Below are 20692 nucleotides of genomic sequence, written 5' to 3'. Positions count from 1 at the left end.
AATAAATAAACTCCGTCATTTTAAATGAGAATGACCGAAATATCAGGCATTCTCATTTTCTGCTAATCTCTGCAGCCCAAGTCTTCTAAGTAGCCATATACAATAACATCACGATATTTACCCAGCTTATCGACAATTGTTGCTGTTATAACAAGCTTTATTGTCTGATGAGTCGGATCACCCGGATCTTTAGCTACAATATCAATATCGACTAATTCATAATTACATACAACAACTTTAGACTGATCAACCTGAGTCTTAAATTCAGACTGTGTTAATGGTGTCCCGTCCAGTTTAATGAATTCACTGACAGGTATTTCTTTTGTAAATGTTTTTGTAGTTGCAGCAGTTACATAACCAAGATTGGTTTTTAAGAATAAGAAGAAAGTAAACGGAATAGTAAGGACAACCTTACTGGTGCAGATAAAATCTTCTGTTACCTGATCCGGATCAAATGTCACCTTAAAATCTTCTAAACAAATAATATTTTCCGTAGATCCCACAGTAACAACTATACTTTCTCCCACTGGCTCGCCATATGGGTCAAAAGATCCCAATATCGGCTCATCATTTTGTATATTCTTTGCTACAATAACCTTTGCCCACAAATCCAGTTGGCATTCTTCTGGTATATTATTGCATGCCATAAAAATATCACTCCTTTTATTCAGGTTAATATATATATATATACTATGCGGTCTGTAAAGATATTGTTCCCTTATTATCTCTTATTTGCATACTGGCTTTCCAGCAAGGATAATCCAGAAATCTTCTCCGAATTTTTGTATGAGCTTTCCTGCCAGGACCTCTGAACTATTACTGCCTGTATTTTTTAAGTTTAAATATTTGTTATATTGCCGTTTAAATAACGCAGACATCTTCAAAACCCGCTTTTTAACCGTATCCTTTAATTCCGGTGGAATAGAAATAAGATCTTCATTTATAAGCTTTTCACATTCGTTAAAAGTATTTAATATTGATTTTAGGCTTTTATCTTTATCTTCCTGCATAGGTTTTATTACATTACATTCCATACCAAGCTCTTTCAGATTATTCAAATAGTAATTTAAGCTTTTATAAGTCACATCGTGTCTGCTGGCAGGGTAAACTGCATTAAAATATTTATCAGCCAATGGTTTCGGGAGAATACTGATGCCAAATAATTGAAAATGTCCATCGGACCGGATAAAAGATGCCGACATTCTGTTGGGAATCTGCATGAAAAGTGTGCCCTTTTCGTTTAACATAGAAATCATATTATTTAATGCTGCTTTGGGATTATCCACATGTTCAATTACATCATTACAGGTAATTAAGTCAAATTTACCTAAAGGCTGAACCTCTTCCCCATTTACGATATTCTTATTGTAAACCCTTGCTTTACTATTACAGTCCGCTATAACTGCCCTGCTATAATCCAAAAGCTGTTCGTTAATATCGATTCCCGTTACGTCTACTGCTCCTGCTTTTTCAAATGATGCAAGAAATCCTCCATATGCACATCCCACATCTAAATATCTTTTTCCTTTTATATCTGTATATTTTAAAATAATATTTTTAACCAGTTCTGCTCTATAAACGGTACTTAATGCAAAATCCAGATACATCTTTGCTAAAGGGTCCTGAACCTCTTCAATACTGTTTATTCCATATCTTTGCATGAGAAGCTTTTTAAATCCTGGTAATCCTTCATAACTCATAATCACTGGTACCTTCTTTTTATAGACTTTATATAACTTATGATTAACTGGAAAAATGGTTCATGTAGAAGCACTTATTAATATACTATATAAAATAAATGGAAGGAGTTTCATTATGGAAGATTCTTGCTGGGAAGATGTCTGGATGAAAAAAATATTTGAATGTCAGAATGAAATTTCAACTTTAGACCCTCATTCTTACTATGTCTATGAATATAAAAATGCAGAGATAAGCTATTGGCCCTATATTGCAAAATGGCTCTATGAAGATTCTATCAATCATGAAATAGAAAATTGTCTGGATATCGGCTGCGGATATGGAACTTTAGCATTATATTGTAAAAAACTATTCCACTGTAACCTTTTTTGTACTGATTTTATCGACAGTTGTATAAGCAGAACTCTGATTAATAAATATAATTTTTTCTTCCATGTAAATAATATTGAATTAGATTCTGTACCCTGGGCAAAACCTTTTGATAGGATAATTTTCACTGAGGTTCTGGAACACTTGAATTTTAACCCTGTTCCCACTTTACAAAAAATATATAACCTTTTAACTGAGAAAGGCTGTTTATATTTAAGCACGCCTGATGCCTCTTCCTGGGGAAAGGTCACTAAATATTTTTCTGAAGTAAAAGAAATACCTGATCCAAACAAAAATGTACCGGTCATTAATGATCATATTTATTTGTTTAACAAAGATGAGTTGCTTGATATTATTGATAAATCTGGTTTTAAAGTCAAGCGGTTGGAGTGCGCCCCCGGAATTATGGGCAGACATCATTATAACCTGGCCTTAACAAAATAATCTATAAACTGCCTTTTAATTTAATCTTTTTGAACCAAATTTCAAACTTTGAATATTATATTAGAGTATGGAGTTCTTTATCTCCATAAATAAATCAGCTATCCTTTAAGGATTGATTTTTATGAGAATTAAGTATATTAACGAATATGACTATGAGAGATTATGTCAATGTAATAAAACGGATCCCTGTATATTGTGGATCATCATACCTTAGGGAGGATTTTAATAATGGCTAGTGCTATAAGTTATGAATTATTTAACGCGAAAAAAGGTGCAGCAAACGGTATAGCTTCACTTGATTCTAACGCTCAGGTCCCTGTTGCCCAGCTTCCTGCTGGTAGTGCCAACGGCGTTGCTTCTCTGGATGGAAGCACAAAAGTTCCTGTTGGTCAGCTTCCTGCTGGTAGTGCCAACGGTGTTGCCTCTCTGGATGGCAACACGAAAGTCCCTGTTGCTCAGCTTCCTGCTGGAGTGGCAAGTGGTGTTGCTTCTCTGGATAGTAACACAAAAGTTCCTATTGCCCAGCTTCCTGCTGGTACTGCCAATGGCGTTGCCTCATTAAACGGCAGCGGTGTTGTTCCTGAAAGTCAGTTACCAGCTGGTGTTGTTAACAATTATAAAGGTGAATATGCAGATTTATCCGCTTTGACAACTGCCCATGTAACAGGAAGCTTAGCAGATTATGCTTATGTAACAGCTGCAAATGCTTATTATTACTGGAATTCAAAGTTGACAACAGCTGCATGGGTTAACCAGCAAATTCCTGAAGCAGACTATATCGCACTGACAGCTGCAGAAAAAGGCGCTGTTCCTTATATTGTAATAGCTTAAGACTATGAGTGGAATTGTAAGCTACGATCTGTTTGCTTCAAAGGTTGGCAGCAGCACCAGTGGGTTCACCCCTGAGGGCGGAATCTATGAAACCTTTGTCAATAAAACGGGAGCATTAAGTATAAAAGGTACCATTGTTATTGCAGGTGCAAGTGTGGATAACAGTGTAAGTATTGCTCCTGTCGATTCACAAATGCCGATTGGGGTTATTTATGAAAATGGAATTGCAGATGGTTCTCCTGTAAAAGTCGTGGTTTACGGAAAAGCAGAGGTTCTTCTGGAAGATAATGCAACTGCTACTAGTGGCTTCTGGTGTGGGGTAAGTACTACTCAAGCCGGCAGAATGATTCAGCTAAACAATGTTCCTAATACTCCACAATTCAATACAGAAATTGGTCACAGCCTGCAGACTATTTCAACGGGTTCTACCGACCTTCTAGCATTAGTACAACTGCATTTTAACTAAACAGTCTGTTATGAATAAAGTAATCTCCGTGTTAATAAGTAACTACCTATTAGCACGGAGATTTTTTACTTTATAGGGAAGATATAGCACCGCAAAATATGCCTTTAGTCCTATCCTGCAGGCCAATATCCATTTTCCCGTCTCCATTAAAATCTCCTGCCACAGCATCACCTGAAGTGGTTACTCCCCAGGGCCCAAAAACCGTATCACTGGCCACAAAACAATTCCCCTTGGACATTGCAAACTGCCAATTGCCAATTGACGGTGCATATACGATTAAGTCATCTTTTCCATCTCCATTGACATCTCCTATTAGGGGTTGCCAGAAACTGCTGGACAATGCCCAGTTACTTAACCAGGGTTCTGACGGTTGTTGGAAGCTGTTTCCTGTGCTTAATGCCACATACCAGTTACCCATAAGAGAGTCCCAGATTACCATGTCGTCCTTTCCGTCTCCATTAAAATCTCCTATAAGGATTATTCCGCTTTTCTGGTAGGATAACCAGGAAGGTTGAGGTGCAAAAGAAGCCCCCCACTTAATGCCACCTGAACAGATATGGCGTCTGCTGCCAGTATATCCGCCTTACCATCTCCGTCAAAATCCCCTGTCATTACTGTCCAGTTGCTTTCTAGTGTTTTTTTAGCCCAGTTATTTAACCATATTCCCTGAGGAATAAATCGATTCCCGTCACTTAAAGCAACTCTCCAACTTCCTTTATCTGGACTATATAGGATTAAATCATCTTTTCCATCTCCATTGACATCAGCTATAAGTGGCACTGTAGCTGCTCCCCCTCCCCAGTTTGTGAGCCATATTCCTGCCGAAACAAACTCATTTGAGGTGTTTGTTTCAGGTGAGGGGTAAGTTATATTGCTGAGAAATACTGTCCAGCTGCCATCCACTATATTCCAAACCACAACATCATCTTTTCCATCTCCGTTAAAATCTCCCCTGAATACTCTATGTGCACTTGTCAATTTGGTATTTAGACTCTTTGCTGGCATAAATGCCCCATTTTTTTTACTGGTTTAGATTTATATCCCTGTACCAGTAATCTTGAAAAGAAATCTTCCGTATTGTCCGTCATTCCGTCCTGTATGAGCTGGTGAAGGGGTGAGATCTTTTCAGAATCATATTTCCAGCTATTCATATCATCTAAAATCATATAATCGAATTCCCGGTAAAAATGACAATTAAATACTGCAATATCTGGTTCTAACCAGTAGTTCCTTTGAAATTCTGTCATATTTATGATGGATTCGTCTAACTCCATTCCACCTTTACTTTTCAGATAATTTAAGGTATTTATAAATTCCTGTATATATACAGAGGAATTATCCCACAAACTTATATTTTGCTCTGGATGTTCTTGATTAATATATTCCGGGATTACATGAATGCGAAATTTTATATTTTCGGAAAATAAATAATCAGCTACTGCCTTTACTTTTTTTAACGGCTCTGCTTCATCGGACGCACCAAAAGCCCTATATTCATTTCCCGGTGTGAACTCACGGAAACATATAGCTTTATACTTTTCTGCCATAAACCACCCCTCCTGAATTATTTTTATAATAATACATCATATGCTGGTTTTATCAATTATTGTCTTATTCTCTTATATCCCTTGAATTAGCTACAGTTCTCTGCTATTATGAGGGAATCAGATTTAAAAATATTTGGTTTAAAAGGAGGCTTTTTTATGCTTAATATAGGTTGCCATTTATCCGCATCAAAGGGATTTAAAAATATGGGAGAAGTGGCCCTTTCAATTGGGGCAAATACTTTCCAGTTTTTTACCAGAAATCCCAGAGGGGGAAAAGCCAAAGAAATAGATGAAAAGGACGTGCAGGCATTTCTTAAACTTGCAGAAGAGAACAATTTCGCTAAACTGGTTGCTCATGCCCCATACACAGTTAACCCCTGTTCCAAAGATATGAAAACCAGAGAGTTTGCGCATATGATTATAGAAGATGACTTAAGGCGTATGGAATATCTCCCTGGAAACTACTATAATTTTCACCCAGGCAGTCATGTGGGCCAGGGTATAGAATCAGGTATTGAAATAATCGCCAGCTTGCTGAATGATCTAATGAAAAAAGATCAGTCTACCATTGTCTTACTGGAAACCATGTCTGGTAAAGGAAGCGAAGTGGGTAGCAGCTTTGAAGAATTAAAAGCCATTATTGACAAGATACAATTAAAAGATAAAATTGGTGTATGTATGGATACGTGTCATGTTAACGATGCAGGGTATGATCTTGTGAATAATCTGGATGAAGTTTTATCTGATTTTGATGAGATTGTTGGATTGGACAAATTATATGCCATGCACATAAACGACAGCTTAAACCCCTTGGCCTCACACAAGGACAGGCACGCAAAAATAGGAGACGGCCATATAGGACTTGAAGCAATCTGCAATATTATAAATCACCCAAAACTGTGCCACCTGCCTTTTATTCTTGAAACTCCAAATGAGCTTGAGGGATACCAGAAAGAAATCGCTGTACTCAAAGAGCACTATAAATAAATTCCCCGCTTTTGCCTCCGCTTTTTTTTAGTAAATGAATATTTTCAATACAAATATCCCGTTGCACTGCCTTGCACATATCATATATAGTCAGTGCTGCCACAGAGACTGCAGTGAGTGCTTCCATTTCAACTCCGGTTTTTCCACTGCAGGTTACTCTGCTTGTGATTTTTATTTTCCCCTGATTGTCTGCCAGTTCTGACATTTCAAAGTCTATATCTACACCCGTTAACAGTAAAGAATGGCACATAGGTATTATATCCGATGTTCTTTTGGCTGCCATAATTCCAGCAATCCGGGCTGTCCCCAGTACTTCACCCTTTTTATTTTGTCCCTTTATAATTATTTCAAGGGTTTCCTTATTGATCAGGACATAACCAACTGCTTCGGCAATTCTTTCTGTGGGCATTTTTTCTCCTACATTTACCATTCTGGCATTGCCCTGCTTATCAATATGTGTTAGTTTTTCCATACCCTTTCCTCCTGTCTCAGAATTATGTTTTGTAGTTTTTACTATTTTACAATATAAAAATAGACACGATAAATATCATCATGTCTACTTTAGCTTTTTAATTAATGATTGGCTGTAAGGTCATCAATTATTGAAACCAGTTTTCCAATCTCCGGTTTACTGATTTGCTCGTCTGCACCAAGCTGTTTTCCTTTTATACGCATTTCTTCACTAATCAGTGATGAGAATAAGATTAAAGGAATATTCTTAAGAATCGGATCCTCTTTTACCAGTTTTGTCAGTCTGTGTCCGTCCATCAAAGGCATTTCAATGTCCGTTACAATACAAGCCACATGGTCTTTTATCGGATCTCCTGATTCTTTTGCTTCCAGCAAATAATCCCAGGCTTCCTGTCCGTTTTCTGTCTTTACGGTATTTTTATACCCGGCTTTATGTAAGCATTCTATAATCATTTTTGAAAGCAGCATAGAATCTTCTGCTACTAAAATTGTTTTTTCCATAATGTGACGTTCGCCCATTTTTTCAATGGATTCAACCTGTATACTGGATTCTGGACTAATCTCTGCTACAATCTTTTCAAAATCAAGGATTGTTATAAGACGTCCCTGATATTCTGCTATTCCAGTTGCAGCACCATCCTGTCCACCATAAACAGCTTTATCCGGTTTCTTTATTGCTGTCCAGGAAATTCTGTCAATTCCAACTACTGTATGTACATGAAAAGCAAAATTTAAGTTATTAAAATGGGTAACAACAAAAATATCACGTCCAGAGTTTTCATATTCAGGAAGGCCAAGATATTTTGCAAGACTTATTACTGTTATAATCTCGTCTCTTGGTTTAAATACACCCTCTACCACGTGATGTGAATTAGGCATAGGCTTGACTTTCTGAGCCACCATAATTTCACGAACTTTAGCAACATTTATTCCAAATATCTCGTCTGCAACTGTAAATTCTATAATCTCAAGTTCATTTGTGCCTGATTCTAAAAGTATACTAGTCTTACTAATACTCTCTGGAATTGCCATATCCATTCCTCCCATACAAATTAGACTTACTACATTTTACCGTAATAATATTGTAAAATATTACTTTATTATACAACATTAAATCTCGCTTGCATAGACTTCTTTTAAATGAGTCGTAAGTTTTATATTTTCATCATAATCCACTTTGCAGTCAATAATACAGGCAACATTCTGTCTGAAAGCTTCTTCCAATGTAGGAATTAAATCCTCAGCAGTTTCAACCCGATAACCCCTGGCCCCAAAACTCTCCGCATATTTAACAAAATCAGGATTTATAAAATTCACATAACAGCTTTTATTAAATTTATCCATCTGTTTCCACTTAATTAGTCCATAATTGCTATCATTAAAAATGAGTATGACTATTGGAGTGCCTATTCGCAAAGCGGTTTCAATCTCCTGTGAATTCATCATAAACCCACCATCACCAGTTATGGCAAGTACTTTTTTATCTGGATTGATTAATTTTGCAGAAACAGCACCCGGTACTGCAATTCCCATAGTAGCAAATCCATTGGAAATGATGCAGGTATTAGGTATTCTGCAGTGGTAGTGCCTTGCAATCCACATTTTATGCGCACCTACATCTGATATAACGATATCATCATCTGCCAGGACTTTTCTTACATCATAAAGAATCTTCTGGGGTTTCATGGGAAAGCTGTTGTCTTCTGCATAGGAGTTGTACTCTTCTTCCATGGCAGCTTTAACCTTCAGGGCAAATTCCGGTTCTGTATTTCTATGTACTCTTCTTCTAATCTGTGTCAGCGAATGTGCAATATCTCCAATTACTTCAACTGCTGGTTCAAAATACTTATTTATGTGAGATGGCCTGGTATCCACATGGATAATTCGGTGATTTCGCTCCCTGTTCCATCTTACAGGCGCGTATTCTACTATGTCATATCCAACCGCAATAACAAGGTCTGCCTTTTCAAGTACTTTGTTTGCATAGTCCTTCTGTGGAATACCTACTGTCCATAAAGAATATTTATTATCGTAGGGGATGATCCCTTTTGCCATCATTGTATTAATAACCGGGATTTTCAGACTTTCTGCAAATCGGGTCAAAGCCTCACAGCATCTCCCTCTTACTGCACCGCTTCCTACTAAAACTACTGGGTGCTGAGAAGAAAATATTGCCCCCGCTGCATCTTCTATGCTATTTATATCTGCCATTTCCGGAGGTGCATTCCTCTTTTCAAGAGGCTTTTCATCATCGCTTACTTCCATTCCTGCTATGTTTACAGGCAAATCTATATGACAGGCTCCTGGTTTCTCACTTTCAGCATATTTAAAAGCAATACGCACAATCTCACTTACAGTATCCGGCCTTACAATCTGCTTGCTTTTCTTCGTAATTGGTTCAAATAATTTACATAAATCCAAGGATTGATGAGATGTTATATGCATTCTTTCCGTTCCAACCTGCCCCGTTATTGCTATAAGCGGTGCACCATCTTCATGGGCATCTGCAACTCCTGTAACTAAGTTTGTTGCTCCAGGGCCTAAGGTTGATAAGCAGACACCTGCTTTCCCTGTTAGTCTTCCATATACATCCGCCATAAATGCTGCTCCCTGTTCATGCCTTGTTGTAATAAAGTTAATGGATGATTCCTGTAAGGCATTCATCACATCCAGGTTTTCTTCTCCCGGTATACCAAATATATATTCTACGTCTTCCTGCTCCAGGCATTTTACTAACATCTGTGCTGTATTTAACTTTTTATCCATTTTTAAAAACCCTCGCTGCTTAATCCTTTTTAATTATTTTATTATGGAAATCAAAATGTTTTTATATTTGAAATCGTATACATTTTTAATAAACCCATTCTAGCACAGTAGTTTTTTTATTCAACGTTTTTTTCGATTAGTACAATTTAAATACAATTTGTGAAATTCACCGTACAATCTTGCTGCAAATCAATCTTTTCTTTTCAGTTCTGGTTAACTTTTTTATTGCCCACTCCCTTTTTAGAGCCTGGGATTTATCTTCATATTCTTCTACATAAACCAATTTTACTGGTCTCCTGCTTCTTGTGTATTTTGAAACTTTCGGACCAGTCCCTTCATTATGGGTTTTTATTCTTTCCTCAAGATCTACAGTCCATCCCGTATAATATGTTCCATCGCTGCATTCTAATATATATACATAATTTATTTTTTCATAAGTACCTTCTTGCTATTTTTTACTATTAAACTTCCTATTATTTTATGATAGCACACTTTTAAATAATATGATGTATAATGCAAAAATATGCCATTTTCAGCCATATTTTTTTATATTTACATAGACACTTATCACATAATGTACTATACTGTAACTAAGTTGGATTAATTGTCCGAATTTGTTATTTTAATGCAATTTGAGTACTTTAATTTTAACAGAAATATTGATTTATTTTAACTTAAACATTCATTGTGAGGTGAGTCTTATGGCAAATAACAGAGAAAAAAGTCTGTCTGTAAAAATTGCATCCATTTCAGCTATTGCCTTAGCCGTTGTTTTTGGTTTTCTTATTATAGCGACTACAGTCCTGAAAGCAACCGGCCTTTTGAATTCTATTGGTTTTCTTATCGGTTTTTATCTGGTTGCTCTGGTTGTTTTAGTCCTGATTATCTTTAATGTCACCAGACAAACCCTGAAGCCCATTAATGACATAGTTTCCGCCGCAGAAAAGCTTTCAAAAGGTGATTTTAATATTCAACTGGATACTGAAAGCAGCGATGAAATTGGACAGGTTTCCACAGCTTTTAATACTGTTGTGAAGACTATAAAAGAATATGTTTCAGATATAAACTATTTGTTATCTGAAATGGCTGACTATAATTTCAATATAAAAAGTAAAAATGTAAATATATACATCGGGGATTTTAAGAACACTGCAACTCATCTTAGAAATATAAAATCCAACATGTATGATACTATTTCCCAGATACAGAAGTCTTCTTCACAGGTGAACCAGGGTGCAGAACATATTTCGTCATCCTCCCAGACCCTTTCAGAAGGTGCCGTACAGCAGGCAAGCAGCATTGAAGAACTTTCTGCAACAATTGCTGAGATTTCTCAACATGTTAAACTGAATGCGCAGAATGCTTACGAAGCCAATCTTAGATCCAGTGAAGCCGGGGCTGGTGTTATGGAAAGTAATTCACAGATGAAAGCCATGACTTCTGCCATGAACGATATCACGGATAAATCCAACGAGATTGGAAAGATTATTAAAACAATTGAAGACATTGCCTTTCAGACTAATATACTGGCTCTTAACGCTGCTGTTGAAGCTGCCCGAGCAGGTACTGCAGGAAAGGGATTCGCCGTTGTAGCAGATGAAGTTCGTAATCTTGCAACAAAATCCGCAGAGGCAGCCAAGAATACCACCGCTTTAATCGAACAAACTGTTTCTGCTGTGGCAAATGGTTCACAAATAGCTGATGATACTGCAGCGTCTTTACTTTCAGTAGTTGAAAAATCCGGTGCAGTTAATTCTTTAATCACGGAAATTGCTAAGGCTTCTGAAGAACAGTCCAATTCAATCACACTGGTAAGTGATGGTATCGACCAAATTTCAGGAGTTGTTCAAAACAACTCTGCTACGGCTGAAGAAAGTGCTGCGGCAAGTGAAGAACTAAATGCACAAGCTGAGTTACTAAATAAATTAGTTGAAAAATTTAAAATTGATAATAGTGTTATGGAGACTGTTGCGGAAATTAAAACACCACCAGCAATACAAAAGCCAGCTGCAATTACTGCACCAGTAAAGAAGCCTAGCCCCAAACCGGTTGTAAACATACTGGAAGAGCCAAAAAAGCCAAAAGAACAGGTTATATATAAAGAAAAAGAAGTACATATACCAAAAGAGAAACTTCCAGAAAAGAAACCAAAGGTTGAAGTAAAGCAGAATGAAACATTTAAACCAATTGTAGAAAGTCCTAAATTTGAAATGAAGTCCCAACACACTACAGTTCCTAAAGCGGCTACTCCAGCAGGTACTGCAATTAATGACTATAGTGATAAATATTAAATCCAAGAAAAAGGGAGATACCTTAAGGCATCTCCCTTTTTCTTATAGTAACATGATTAAAATAGTAAGTGTAGCCCAATTTATTTATATTCTTTGTGAACATATGGGCTTGTAGAAGTTTTTAACATTCCCCATAGCCCAGTTCAAAACGGATAATATCACCAACTTTATAGTCTGCTTCAGATTTGGTTACATCTAAAATAGTATGGTCGGAGCTTCCTCCCAAAATATCTATATTTTCATCCAGTGGAGTCATACTGTCTAACTCAGTATCCTGTTTGCCGATACTAATTATGGCTCTTTTTATGATTCCTCTGTCTTCATAATAAGGCTTCTGGCCAAATGCATCCACACCCACTTCTCCTATAGGTAAGGAAGGCTTACTTTGCAGTTCAATGATCTCAGCTTCCAAAATCAATGCATCTCCCGTAGTCCCTGGTAACCTGGTTCCATATGCTGTATCATTACCAAGAAGGAAAGATTCTCCCAACCTTAAATTGTTTATACCTTTAGGAAGTTCGCCTTTGCCAACCAGATAAATTGAACTTGAATTTCCGCCTGATACCATATTTAAATGTGTAGAATAAGTTGTTTCTATTTTTTCAGCTAATTCTGTAAGGATAGACAGGTTATCATTTTTAGGGATGATTGCCCCATAACAGGTCAGATTTACTCCAATACCATAGAATTCAACATTTGACATTTTTAGAATTTCTTCAATGGTACTAAAAATCAAAGCTTCATTTTTATAGAAAATTCCTTCTCTCAGGTCTCCTAAATCAATCATCAGCAAAACCTTATGCAACTTTTTCTGTTTTGCCGCCTCTTTGTTTAACATACGGATTGTTGATATTTCAGAATTAAAACTTAAATCCACATATTTTACAACTTCCTCAATCTCGCTGTGCATTGGAAGCCTTAAAAGAACCGTTTTTTTACCATTTTCTCTTGCTATGTCAGCGTAAGTGGCAATATTTTTTACTCTTGAATCGGCCATAAAGTCAACAGCTTCATGGGCTGATACCAGTTTTACCATCTCAGGATTTGCACAAAGTCCCTTTGTAACAATCATCAGAGAGCAACCTCCCTGCTTTTTTGTAATATCTGCAACTGCATCAAGATTACTTTTCAGCTTTTCTAAATCAATAACTAATTTCGGATACATGCTTTATCTCCTTTTAATATTCTAAAAGTTACTTTAAAATGTATTGCAATCCTTTTAACAATTTTTACGATTTGGGCAATGCGGTCTGGTGCAGTGCCTGCAATCATGATTACAGTCCCCCATGTTTTGTCCTGCCCATTTTCCCTGAACGCCTTCCCCATTTCTTAGTCCTGATTTTTCATCCCCTATAGCTGATTCCTCTATAGTTCTATTTTTTCTGTTTGCGCCGCCTATGGCCTCCTCTTCTTTATATGCACTCATGTCATAACCAAGGGCCTCACATTCCTCAATATGCTTCCTGTATTCTTCTTCTTTTCTTTTAGTTTCTTCGTTGGCTCTATTAACTTCATCAATATATTTCGTCTGATAAGATGTGTCTTTTTTTTCAGGAAACTTAAAATCCAGGCTCTTTTCTAATAAGCGGATTGCTGCTTCTTTATACCTCTTTGATAACACTCCAAGAGATGCCATGATGTAATCATTATCAACAAGAATTTCTGCATGCTCTCCAGGGAACAGCATCATTCCTGTTTCGTTATGTCTTGCGATTTCTTTCATGATTTCCACTCTGTGTGGCAGCCTTGTAAGCGCTCCTCCTGTGCCTATAATATATCGTACTTGTGTTAAATCTTTACCTTCAGCAACAGAACTTCTTCCGCTGGGGCCGTAAATGTACCTTATTTTTCCTGCATGACGTTCTACCGCTTTCAAAACGGCTTCTTTTGTAAGCCTTTCTACCAGTTTAATTTCGTCCTCATTTTTTGGTATGGCTACATAAGTCTCCAGGGTTTTATCAAGGTCAATTCCCATTTTTTCACACTCTTCCCTGAGTTTTTCCTCACCTATCGATTCAATTACTTTCATTCGGTTTACGTAAACACCCAGGTCTCCTTCTACGGTCCTTTTTGCTTTAGGTTCTGGAGAAATCATAATCCGTGCAATCTGGTCTGATTCTGTTGCTACAGAATGAAGATCCGTGGTTGCCCCTCCTACGTCAAGAACAATTAGATCACCAATACATTCATATAGAAGCTTTGTACATTCCATCACAGCTCCTGGTGTAGGTATAATCGGGCCATTTACCATATCTCTCACATGTTCCATCCCTGGTGCATTGGTAATATGTTCCTCAAAGGCATCCTGGATTACTCTTCTGCAAGGTTCTACATTTAAATCATCTATTTTGGGATAAACATTTTCCACATTATAAAGTTTCATACCGCTTTCTTCGTCAAAAATCAGTTTCATTTCCTCTTGGTTCTCACAATTGCCAGCATATATAACAGGGGTCTTCAACCCCATGGATCGAACCATTTCAGCGTTGTCAATGGCAGTGTCCCTCTCACCATAATCAACCCCCCTGCTATCAGTATTAAATTGGGATTTATTTGTTTTATCTTTGCAAGGTCAGTTCTACGAAGTTTCCCTGCGGTAACATAATGTATAATGCCCCCTGCTCCCAGTGCAGCCTCTTTTGCCGCCTTTGCTGTCATATCATAAACTAACCCATGAACTGTCATTTTTAAACCGCCTGCTGCAGATGAAGTAGCAAGCATTTCGTCGTACTCCAAGGTATCTATATTCATTTTTTTACACAAATCATCAATAGCTCCCTGAAGGCCGATCCTTACATCTCCATCTGTAACGGATGTAGGTGCCTGTCCCTGTGCCCAAAATACCGGATTATCTGTATTTATATCATTAAATGCATTTACCACTGTAGTGGTTGAACCTATTTCAGCTACTAAAATATCAACCTTCATATTGTTCTCCTTTATATTCCTATTTAAGCGCAGTCTCCTTCACAATATGAAAATAAGGGCGGGCTTTCATCACGGCCCGCCCTTGGTTCTGTTCATATTGACGATTTATAAATCTCCCCTGCGTCTCATTGCTTCTTCTGCTAAGAAAGTAGCAACATCGATACCGTGGGAATCTCTTCCAAATCCTTCATCAATTCCTGTCTTACGTGCTTCTTCAGGAATAACCTGTGTGCCGCCAGCTCCAATGATAACTTTATCACGGATACCTTTTTCGATAGCCAGTTCATTGATTCTCTTCATGTTCTTGTAGTGGACGTTATCGTGTGAAATGATTGTAGAAGCAAGGATTGCATCTGCATTCAATTCTACTGCTGCGTCAACCAGCTTTTCTACTGGAACAGAAGTTCCAAGATATTCAACCTGAATACCCCATTTTTCTATACCACCATGCTTTATGTTGATGATTTCACGAAGTCCTACAGAATGTTCGTCTTCTCCAACTGTACCGCAGACAACCTTCATTGGATGATCGCTGAATTCCTTGTAAAGAACTGCATCACTTAGATAATGTGGTTCAGGAGGAATAACCAGCTTAGCAGGATCTACATCAAAGGTAACTTTACCCTTCATTTCGATTCTTGTACCTTCTGCTTCCTGAAGAACTTCCTTACTGATTACTTCAGGGCTTTCCAGACCAAGTTTTGTACCGATTTCAAGAGCAGCAGCTTCTGCAACTCTTGTATTTGCTGGAATACACATAGTAAGAAGGATTGTTCCGTCTGCACACCATTCTACTTCTGGCTTAATTGCTTCTCCATCCAGGTATTTCTTAACGTTAGCAATTCTTACATCTACGCAGTCTGTTTCATCCAGTTCATCAATGAATACAATTTTGCTTCGGTCTTCAAATGTGCAGCCACCGATTAAAGCAGATGGGTTCTTAGGATCTCCACCATACTGTTCTACGTTATTATAACCGAAATGAGCTGTAACTGGAGCCATATAATCTTCTTCTCTTTCGAATATATATCCATAACCTACGCCGCCTTCGATTTTTCTTGCGATACCATCGCCATTTCTTTCAGGATATCTTGCTGAGTCAACGAAGAATCCTTCCTGTACTGCCTGGAAGTATCCACCAACTTCAATGATTTCTTCCATGAACAGGCATGCTCTTTCCTTAAGCTCTCTGGCCATATCTCTTAATGGACCGTCTTTTTTCAGTTCAACCATATCCATTAAACCGTCAAGACCAACTAAAGTCTGTTTTGCATTGTCGCAAGCTTCGATGTTATAGATATGCCAAGGAACGTTTCTTCCTTCATCAGGAGTAATAGTAGATTGAATATCTGCACTTGTCAGCTTTGAAATCAACATATTTAAAACGTGAGTTACAGTTGCTTCTCTTGCTGAAGAACAAATATACTTGGTATTCTGCTGAGCTCTCATCTTATATCTGCCGCAGATATCTCTAAGTGCTACTGCATATGGTAAGTCCATGTACACACAAGGAGCGGGAGTTGCAGTAGGAGGTACTGTTGACAAACTGATTAAATCAGGGCTGATGCCAACCTTTTCTGAGAATAAAGAGTTGATTGAATGTTGTACGATCAACTCAGGCATTACTTTCCAGGCTTCTCTTGCTGTAGCGTTGGCATTATGAGCACCATCTATCTGAAGCATTCCTGCCCAAGCCATAACCTTCTTGGATTCACAGGCATCTACGAAGGATCTTACGCAGTTAATGTCTCTGTAAAGTACATTGTACTGAGGATCCTGGTGAGCACCGTTGATACCTTCTTCTGCAAACATTACAGCTACATCTGGACCTGCAACGCCGGATACATAAGAATGGTAATTAATTGGACGACCTACTTCATCCTCTATAATATCAAGAGCTTTTCTCTGTGCTCTAACCTGTTTTCTTGTAATAGGAACACCGCCGATACCCTGAGGGGTACCTTCCATCAGGCCATCAATATGGGACTGCCCCATGTGTCTGATAACCATGATATGGTCTGCACCGTGCCATGCTGCCATTCTCATTCTTCTGATATCATCTTCAAATCTTCCGGAAGCGATTTCAGTAGTGATAACAGGAAGCGGCTGTGGATCTATATCTCCAAAGAACTTAGCAGGAGGAAGTCCTACACTGTTCTTTAACGGTTCTGAACAATCCTTATATTCAAAAGGCCCCATTTTAATTCCAGGAGCAGGTTTTCTCCAATGCCAGCCTCTTCTTCTTGGTTCGTACTGGTCAAGGTCTTTCAAGATGTTTTGAACATCTAATTTTTCATTATGTTTTAATTCTGTCATCTTTCTTACCTCCTTATTTAAACAAAGCTACTGCTTCATCCCAGCATTCACCTTTGGCCAGCATTGCTCCAGTTTCTCTGATGGAAATGCCTTTTTCCTTGGATAACTTATATACAACATGACCTGTACCATGACCCATCAGGCCTCTGTCCATGCAACCTTCAACGATTTTCTGTGTGTCAAGTGAAGAAATGCCCATTCTTAACAGTACTGCTCTTTCAACAGAAGGTGTTGTGTTTTTTCTGCCTAATTCAAGTAGGGGATCAACTACCTGTGCAGTTAGTTCCCAAAATCTGGCATAAAGTTCTTCGTCAGTAAGATTCGCAATGTGTTTACGTCTTTCCTGAAAATCATCTTCTCTTCTCATTCCTGATTTCATTCTTCATTCTCCTTTTTAACTATAAAGTTTACTTTATTTTATAAACTCTTAATAACTTCCTTAACAAAGTCAACATTTGTCTTTGTTTCTGCTGCAAGGAATTCCAGGTCAGCCTCCGTTGGGTTTGTCACATTGTGCGCTTTACAAGCTTTCTTAATTAAAGAAGCTCTGAAATGATTAATATCAGCATCTACGCACTTAAAGAAGCTTGGGTCTTTTGGAAGTATAACATTTACTCCAGGCTTTTCCTCTTTAGGATCTCCGAAAAGTACTTCTACTCCATTGTCTCTTGCAAATGAAAGCTGTGGCTGAACGTGCTTTCCAGCACCTGTGTATTCTGTTTCGCTTACAACGATGATTTCATCTTCAGGAAGTTCCTGAGCAAGTGAGAAAGCTGCTGCCAGTGAAGTATTTCCTGCAGGACCTCTTTCGATACCTTCTAAGTTTGCAAGAGCTTCTGTCATATACATAACTTCTCCCTGGGATACTGTAACATAACGATCCATGTAACGAAGCGGTCTTGCTGCACTTCTAGGTACATCTGAGTGGTCAGGATCTGTAGCATAAGGAACTCCAAATCCAGTGTGTCCTGTTGTGCATGATTTCATATTAAACTGCTTGTCTGAAGCCATGTGAAGACCTGTAAGGTCAATGGATGCTGCTACAATCTTAGTATCTTTCGCTCCAGCTTTAATCAGACCACGAGCAGTACCAGTAACCATTCCACCACCGGCATTTGTACAAACTACCATAGCAGGATCTTTACCTAACTTTTCACGGCACTGAACAGCAATTTCATATCCTAATGTTTCTACACCTGCTATACCAAATGGTGAATACAGTGATGCATTGAAGTATCCTCTGTCTTCAAGTATGGATAAAAATGTATAGAATAGTTCAGGTCCAACTGTAAGCTGAACAACCTCTGCTCCTAAAGCTTCACATTTTCTTGCTTTTTCAATGATTTCGGGCTGACCGATACCATGTGAGTCAAAGCATTCCTGACAAATAACGCATTCAAGTCCCTGCATTGCTGCCTGTGATGCAACAGCTGCACCATAGTTTCCTGAAGTTGCTGCAATAACGCCTTTATATCCAAGCTTCTTAGCATGTGCAACGGCACAGGCTGCTCTTCTGTCTTTAAAGCTTCCTGATGCATTTGCTGCTTCATCCTTAGCAAAGATTCTTGCGCCATATCCAGGCTTTGCATACTTTCTTGCAAGGGCTGATAAATTTCTTAATTCAAGTAACGGAGTATTACCAACTCCTGTTCTGCTCTGAATTCTGTTAATCTCATCCAGTGTATACTCTGTTGATTTCATCAGAGCTTCGTAGTCAAAGGCAATGGAACCAGATTCAAATTCATCGTAGTCCAGACCAAGGGCTTTTTTCATTATATCGTTAGATCTTCCCATAACGGAATCATAATCTTTTGCTAATGCCATTATTTGTCACCTCCGAACATGATTTCTCTTAACTGCTTATCAATCTGAACCAGCTCAGGGATAAACGTGCCATAGCTATGTTTCCAATATGGATTTACTTCTATAAGCGTTCCTTTTTCCATTCGGTTTGATGCAGTCATTACTGTTACTACATCACCTATTTCTGCATCTTCTTGTAAAAATCCTTTTGTCCACATTTCAAGAGGGCAGCCTTTTGTGTCCTCAGGAAGCTTTGCAGTTCTTTCTTCGGCTTTTAATACAGTCGAGTGGATTCTTACCCATTCTCCTTTTTTAACCATTTTCGCTTCTCCTTTTTATATTGTATAGGACACTCCTGCCGATCCCAAGAGTGTCCTGAACAATGTTTTCAATTTTTCAATTTTTTATTCTCAATTACTTAATACTATTTAGTATCATTTAGTTATTTTATACACTCAACTTGTTAATCAATTTAATTATTTTACAATTTTGCATTCTTCGCAAATCTGGTCTCTCATATCTCCCATGATTGCTCTAGGTACTGGAATATCAATCATAGTTTTTAGGCCTGGTCTTGCATTAATCACGTGTGGAATTGTGTTAAGAATCATAGCCATTGTTCCGATTCCGCCTTCAATTTCAGGAGTATTGCACATATTTACTGGTGGAATACCTTTGATTTCTACATAGTCACCTGTATGTACGCCAACCTGTTCTGGTTCAATCTGTTGTGGGTGATCCATTTCAATCTTCATTTCTCCATCAACATATCCCCAGCCCTTCATTGCTACGCCGGCAACCTGACCTGCTTTAGCAAAGCCATAAGGTGATTTTCTGTCTACATCTGTTACGATTGGTTCCATATCCTGCTCAAACTTATCAAGCTTCCAACCTAATGCAGTTGTAATCATTCCTACTGATTCAGCAAATCCAACGTGTCCTGCCATTGTTCCGTCTGCCTTTTTCTTGTTGAATTCTTCAACTTCCATACCGATACCCTGTTCTTCCATTACAGCAGGTCCGAATGGAGATAAGCTGTTAACTCTTCTTGATACAATATGATCAACTGTTTCGCAAGCACCTGTCCATAAAATTACCAATAAGTCCATGATAAGACCAGGATTGATTCCTGTTCCAAGTACTGTTACGCCATTTTTCTTAGCAATTTCATCTAATTTTGCTGCAAGTTCTGGTTCCTGTGCCTGAGGGAATGCCATTTCTTCTGCGGAAGTAATAACGTTCATTCCTCTTTCCATAACAAACACTAATTTGTCATATACTTTGCTTGTAAAAGAATCTGTGCATACAACTACGATGTCAGCAGCACCTGGCTTAATTACATCTTCTGCTGTACCAACGATAACATCTTCTCTGTTTCCTCTTTCAATGCCAGGAACAACATCATACAGGCTCTTTCCTAATTTTGCTCCGATATCAATTGCACCAACAATATCAACGCCTTCTTTCTTAGTCAGCATCTTTCCGATACCGCCGCCCATAGCTCCAAGACCCCAGAGAATTACTTTTACATTTTTCATAACATACTCTCCCTTTCATTCCAATAAATATTAGATTCATTTTTAAATTTGTTAAAAAATTTATTATGCCTTGGTAATGTTCTGAAATTAATTCCAGACATTGCCGCGCAACACTTATATATAAAGCAAGTTCCGTGCCAACAAAAAAGCAATGGCTAAATTCCAACATTTCTACGTTTTATTTCGCCAAAGCTTTTCTAAAATTTATAAATTTTCTGTATTATCATCCTAAAGTGC

General features: G+C 38.0%; 20 protein-coding genes and 1 pseudogene. 5 read left to right on the top strand and 16 right to left on the bottom strand.

Annotated elements, in window-relative coordinates; genetic code table 11:
* Nucleotides 1-62: 62 nt before the first annotated feature.
* Both Ami3637_RS07810 and Ami3637_RS07805 read right to left on the bottom strand, forming a co-directional pair.
* Nucleotides 63-647, bottom strand: a complete 585-nt coding sequence (locus Ami3637_RS07810) for a hypothetical protein (protein WP_162362088.1) — start codon at nucleotides 645-647, stop codon at nucleotides 63-65.
* Between the two features lie 81 nt (nucleotides 648-728).
* A complete protein-coding gene (locus tag Ami3637_RS07805) occupies nucleotides 729-1700 on the bottom strand; it encodes a class I SAM-dependent methyltransferase (protein ID WP_162362087.1) in 972 nt (323 codons plus the stop codon).
* 115 nt (nucleotides 1701-1815) lie between these two features.
* Between Ami3637_RS07805 and Ami3637_RS07800 the strand changes: the two genes are divergently transcribed.
* The 3 genes from Ami3637_RS07800 to Ami3637_RS07790 all read left to right on the top strand — a co-directional run bounded on the left by Ami3637_RS07800 (nucleotide 1816) and on the right by Ami3637_RS07790 (nucleotide 3808).
* Nucleotides 1816-2511, top strand: a complete 696-nt coding sequence (locus Ami3637_RS07800) for a class I SAM-dependent methyltransferase (protein WP_162362086.1) — start codon at nucleotides 1816-1818, stop codon at nucleotides 2509-2511.
* 228 nt (nucleotides 2512-2739) lie between these two features.
* Nucleotides 2740-3342 carry a hypothetical protein gene (locus Ami3637_RS07795; protein WP_162362085.1) on the top strand — a complete coding sequence of 201 codons (603 nt, stop codon included), beginning with the start codon at nucleotides 2740-2742 and terminating at the stop codon, nucleotides 3340-3342.
* A gap of 4 nt (nucleotides 3343-3346) precedes the next feature.
* Complete coding sequence (locus tag Ami3637_RS07790; RefSeq protein ID WP_162362084.1) at nucleotides 3347-3808, top strand: hypothetical protein; 462 nt, start codon at nucleotides 3347-3349, stop codon at nucleotides 3806-3808.
* A 70-nt stretch (nucleotides 3809-3878) separates the two neighbouring features.
* Here the strand turns inward: Ami3637_RS07790 and Ami3637_RS07785 are convergent, their stop codons facing one another.
* The 3 genes from Ami3637_RS07785 to Ami3637_RS07775 are packed head-to-tail and all read right to left on the bottom strand — an operon-like array spanning nucleotide 3879 to nucleotide 5355.
* A complete protein-coding gene (locus Ami3637_RS07785) occupies nucleotides 3879-4280 on the bottom strand; it encodes a VCBS repeat-containing protein (RefSeq protein ID WP_330586923.1) in 402 nt (133 codons plus the stop codon).
* Between the two features lie 5 nt (nucleotides 4281-4285).
* A complete protein-coding gene (locus Ami3637_RS07780; RefSeq protein WP_162362082.1) occupies nucleotides 4286-4813 on the bottom strand; it encodes an FG-GAP repeat domain-containing protein in 528 nt (175 codons plus the stop codon).
* Complete coding sequence (locus Ami3637_RS07775) at nucleotides 4795-5355, bottom strand: DUF2334 domain-containing protein (protein ID WP_162362081.1); 561 nt, start codon at nucleotides 5353-5355, stop codon at nucleotides 4795-4797. The genes Ami3637_RS07780 and Ami3637_RS07775 overlap by 19 nt, the downstream gene beginning before the upstream one ends.
* A gap of 156 nt (nucleotides 5356-5511) precedes the next feature.
* Between Ami3637_RS07775 and Ami3637_RS07770 the strand changes: the two genes are divergently transcribed.
* Nucleotides 5512-6342, top strand: a complete 831-nt coding sequence (locus Ami3637_RS07770; RefSeq protein WP_162362080.1) for a deoxyribonuclease IV — start codon at nucleotides 5512-5514, stop codon at nucleotides 6340-6342.
* Here the strand turns inward: Ami3637_RS07770 and moaC are convergent.
* The 4 genes from moaC to Ami3637_RS07750 all read right to left on the bottom strand — a co-directional run bounded on the left by moaC (nucleotide 6323) and on the right by Ami3637_RS07750 (nucleotide 9991).
* Nucleotides 6323-6814, bottom strand: coding sequence for a cyclic pyranopterin monophosphate synthase MoaC (gene moaC / locus Ami3637_RS07765; RefSeq protein ID WP_162362079.1), 492 nt, complete (start codon nucleotides 6812-6814; stop codon nucleotides 6323-6325). The genes Ami3637_RS07770 and moaC overlap by 20 nt on opposite strands.
* A gap of 101 nt (nucleotides 6815-6915) precedes the next feature.
* Nucleotides 6916-7845: a chemotaxis protein gene (locus Ami3637_RS07760; protein WP_202931102.1), complete on the bottom strand. Its 930-nt coding sequence runs from the start codon at nucleotides 7843-7845 to the stop codon at nucleotides 6916-6918.
* 78 nt (nucleotides 7846-7923) lie between these two features.
* Nucleotides 7924-9579 carry an acetolactate synthase large subunit gene (locus tag Ami3637_RS07755; protein ID WP_162362078.1) on the bottom strand — a complete coding sequence of 552 codons (1656 nt, stop codon included), beginning with the start codon at nucleotides 9577-9579 and terminating at the stop codon, nucleotides 7924-7926.
* A 166-nt stretch (nucleotides 9580-9745) separates the two neighbouring features.
* Entirely contained in the window at nucleotides 9746-9991 is a 246-nt protein-coding gene (locus Ami3637_RS07750; protein WP_330586922.1) for a GIY-YIG nuclease family protein, read from the bottom strand.
* A 289-nt stretch (nucleotides 9992-10280) separates the two neighbouring features.
* Between Ami3637_RS07750 and Ami3637_RS07745 the strand changes: the two genes are divergently transcribed.
* A complete protein-coding gene (locus Ami3637_RS07745; RefSeq protein WP_162362077.1) occupies nucleotides 10281-11870 on the top strand; it encodes a methyl-accepting chemotaxis protein in 1590 nt (529 codons plus the stop codon).
* A gap of 121 nt (nucleotides 11871-11991) precedes the next feature.
* Here Ami3637_RS07745 and orr read toward each other — a convergent pair whose 3' ends face one another.
* From orr to ord, 7 genes and pseudogenes are all read right to left on the bottom strand, one after another.
* Complete coding sequence (gene orr, locus Ami3637_RS07740; RefSeq protein WP_162362076.1) at nucleotides 11992-13035, bottom strand: ornithine racemase Orr; 1044 nt, start codon at nucleotides 13033-13035, stop codon at nucleotides 11992-11994.
* 393 nt (nucleotides 13036-13428) lie between these two features.
* Nucleotides 13429-14798, bottom strand: a pseudogene (locus Ami3637_RS07735) (GlmL-related ornithine degradation protein); the annotation flags it as partial.
* A gap of 105 nt (nucleotides 14799-14903) precedes the next feature.
* Nucleotides 14904-17114, bottom strand: coding sequence for a D-ornithine 4,5-aminomutase subunit OraE (oraE, locus tag Ami3637_RS07730; RefSeq protein ID WP_162362075.1), 2211 nt, complete (start codon nucleotides 17112-17114; stop codon nucleotides 14904-14906).
* Nucleotides 17115-17127: 13 nt separating this feature from the next.
* Nucleotides 17128-17493 carry an ornithine aminomutase subunit alpha gene (locus Ami3637_RS07725; protein WP_330586888.1) on the bottom strand — a complete coding sequence of 122 codons (366 nt, stop codon included), beginning with the start codon at nucleotides 17491-17493 and terminating at the stop codon, nucleotides 17128-17130.
* Nucleotides 17494-17531: 38 nt separating this feature from the next.
* Nucleotides 17532-18938, bottom strand: coding sequence for a 2-amino-4-oxopentanoate thiolase subunit OrtB (gene ortB, locus Ami3637_RS07720; RefSeq protein ID WP_162362074.1), 1407 nt, complete (start codon nucleotides 18936-18938; stop codon nucleotides 17532-17534).
* Nucleotides 18938-19237 (bottom strand): 2-amino-4-oxopentanoate thiolase subunit OrtA, encoded by a 300-nt coding sequence (ortA, locus tag Ami3637_RS07715; RefSeq protein ID WP_162362073.1) that lies wholly within the window; start codon nucleotides 19235-19237, stop codon nucleotides 18938-18940. The genes ortB and ortA overlap by 1 nt, the downstream gene beginning before the upstream one ends.
* A gap of 156 nt (nucleotides 19238-19393) precedes the next feature.
* Nucleotides 19394-20455, bottom strand: coding sequence for a 2,4-diaminopentanoate dehydrogenase (gene ord / locus Ami3637_RS07710; protein ID WP_162362072.1), 1062 nt, complete (start codon nucleotides 20453-20455; stop codon nucleotides 19394-19396).
* Nucleotides 20456-20692 lie beyond the last annotated feature (237 nt).

It is taken from the genome of Aminipila terrae, assembly GCF_010120715.1.
Classification (GTDB): domain Bacteria; phylum Bacillota; class Clostridia; order Peptostreptococcales; family Anaerovoracaceae; genus Aminipila; species Aminipila terrae.
Note: the sequence above shows the minus strand (reverse complement) of the source record. Positions and strands in the feature narration are given on the sequence as shown.

Coding starts and splice junctions, on each gene's coding strand:
- moaC (WP_162362079.1), bottom strand. CDS start 6,814: ATGGAAAAACTAACACATATTGATAAGCAGGGCAATGCCAGAATGGTA.
- Ami3637_RS07780 (WP_162362082.1), bottom strand. CDS start 4,813: ATGCCAGCAAAGAGTCTAAATACCAAATTGACAAGTGCACATAGAGTA.
- Ami3637_RS07805 (WP_162362087.1), bottom strand. CDS start 1,700: ATGAGTTATGAAGGATTACCAGGATTTAAAAAGCTTCTCATGCAAAGA.
- ortB (WP_162362074.1), bottom strand. CDS start 18,938: ATGGCATTAGCAAAAGATTATGATTCCGTTATGGGAAGATCTAACGAT.
- Ami3637_RS07745 (WP_162362077.1), top strand. CDS start 10,281: ATGGCAAATAACAGAGAAAAAAGTCTGTCTGTAAAAATTGCATCCATT.
- ord (WP_162362072.1), bottom strand. CDS start 20,455: ATGAAAAATGTAAAAGTAATTCTCTGGGGTCTTGGAGCTATGGGCGGC.
- Ami3637_RS07795 (WP_162362085.1), top strand. CDS start 2,740: ATGGCTAGTGCTATAAGTTATGAATTATTTAACGCGAAAAAAGGTGCA.
- oraE (WP_162362075.1), bottom strand. CDS start 17,114: ATGACAGAATTAAAACATAATGAAAAATTAGATGTTCAAAACATCTTG.
- Ami3637_RS07760 (WP_202931102.1), bottom strand. CDS start 7,845: ATGGCAATTCCAGAGAGTATTAGTAAGACTAGTATACTTTTAGAATCA.
- Ami3637_RS07810 (WP_162362088.1), bottom strand. CDS start 647: ATGGCATGCAATAATATACCAGAAGAATGCCAACTGGATTTGTGGGCA.
- Ami3637_RS07800 (WP_162362086.1), top strand. CDS start 1,816: ATGGAAGATTCTTGCTGGGAAGATGTCTGGATGAAAAAAATATTTGAA.
- ortA (WP_162362073.1), bottom strand. CDS start 19,237: ATGGTTAAAAAAGGAGAATGGGTAAGAATCCACTCGACTGTATTAAAA.
- Ami3637_RS07725 (WP_330586888.1), bottom strand. CDS start 17,493: ATGAAATCAGGAATGAGAAGAGAAGATGATTTTCAGGAAAGACGTAAA.
- Ami3637_RS07775 (WP_162362081.1), bottom strand. CDS start 5,355: ATGGCAGAAAAGTATAAAGCTATATGTTTCCGTGAGTTCACACCGGGA.
- Ami3637_RS07790 (WP_162362084.1), top strand. CDS start 3,347: ATGAGTGGAATTGTAAGCTACGATCTGTTTGCTTCAAAGGTTGGCAGC.
- Ami3637_RS07755 (WP_162362078.1), bottom strand. CDS start 9,579: ATGGATAAAAAGTTAAATACAGCACAGATGTTAGTAAAATGCCTGGAG.
- Ami3637_RS07770 (WP_162362080.1), top strand. CDS start 5,512: ATGCTTAATATAGGTTGCCATTTATCCGCATCAAAGGGATTTAAAAAT.
- orr (WP_162362076.1), bottom strand. CDS start 13,035: ATGTATCCGAAATTAGTTATTGATTTAGAAAAGCTGAAAAGTAATCTT.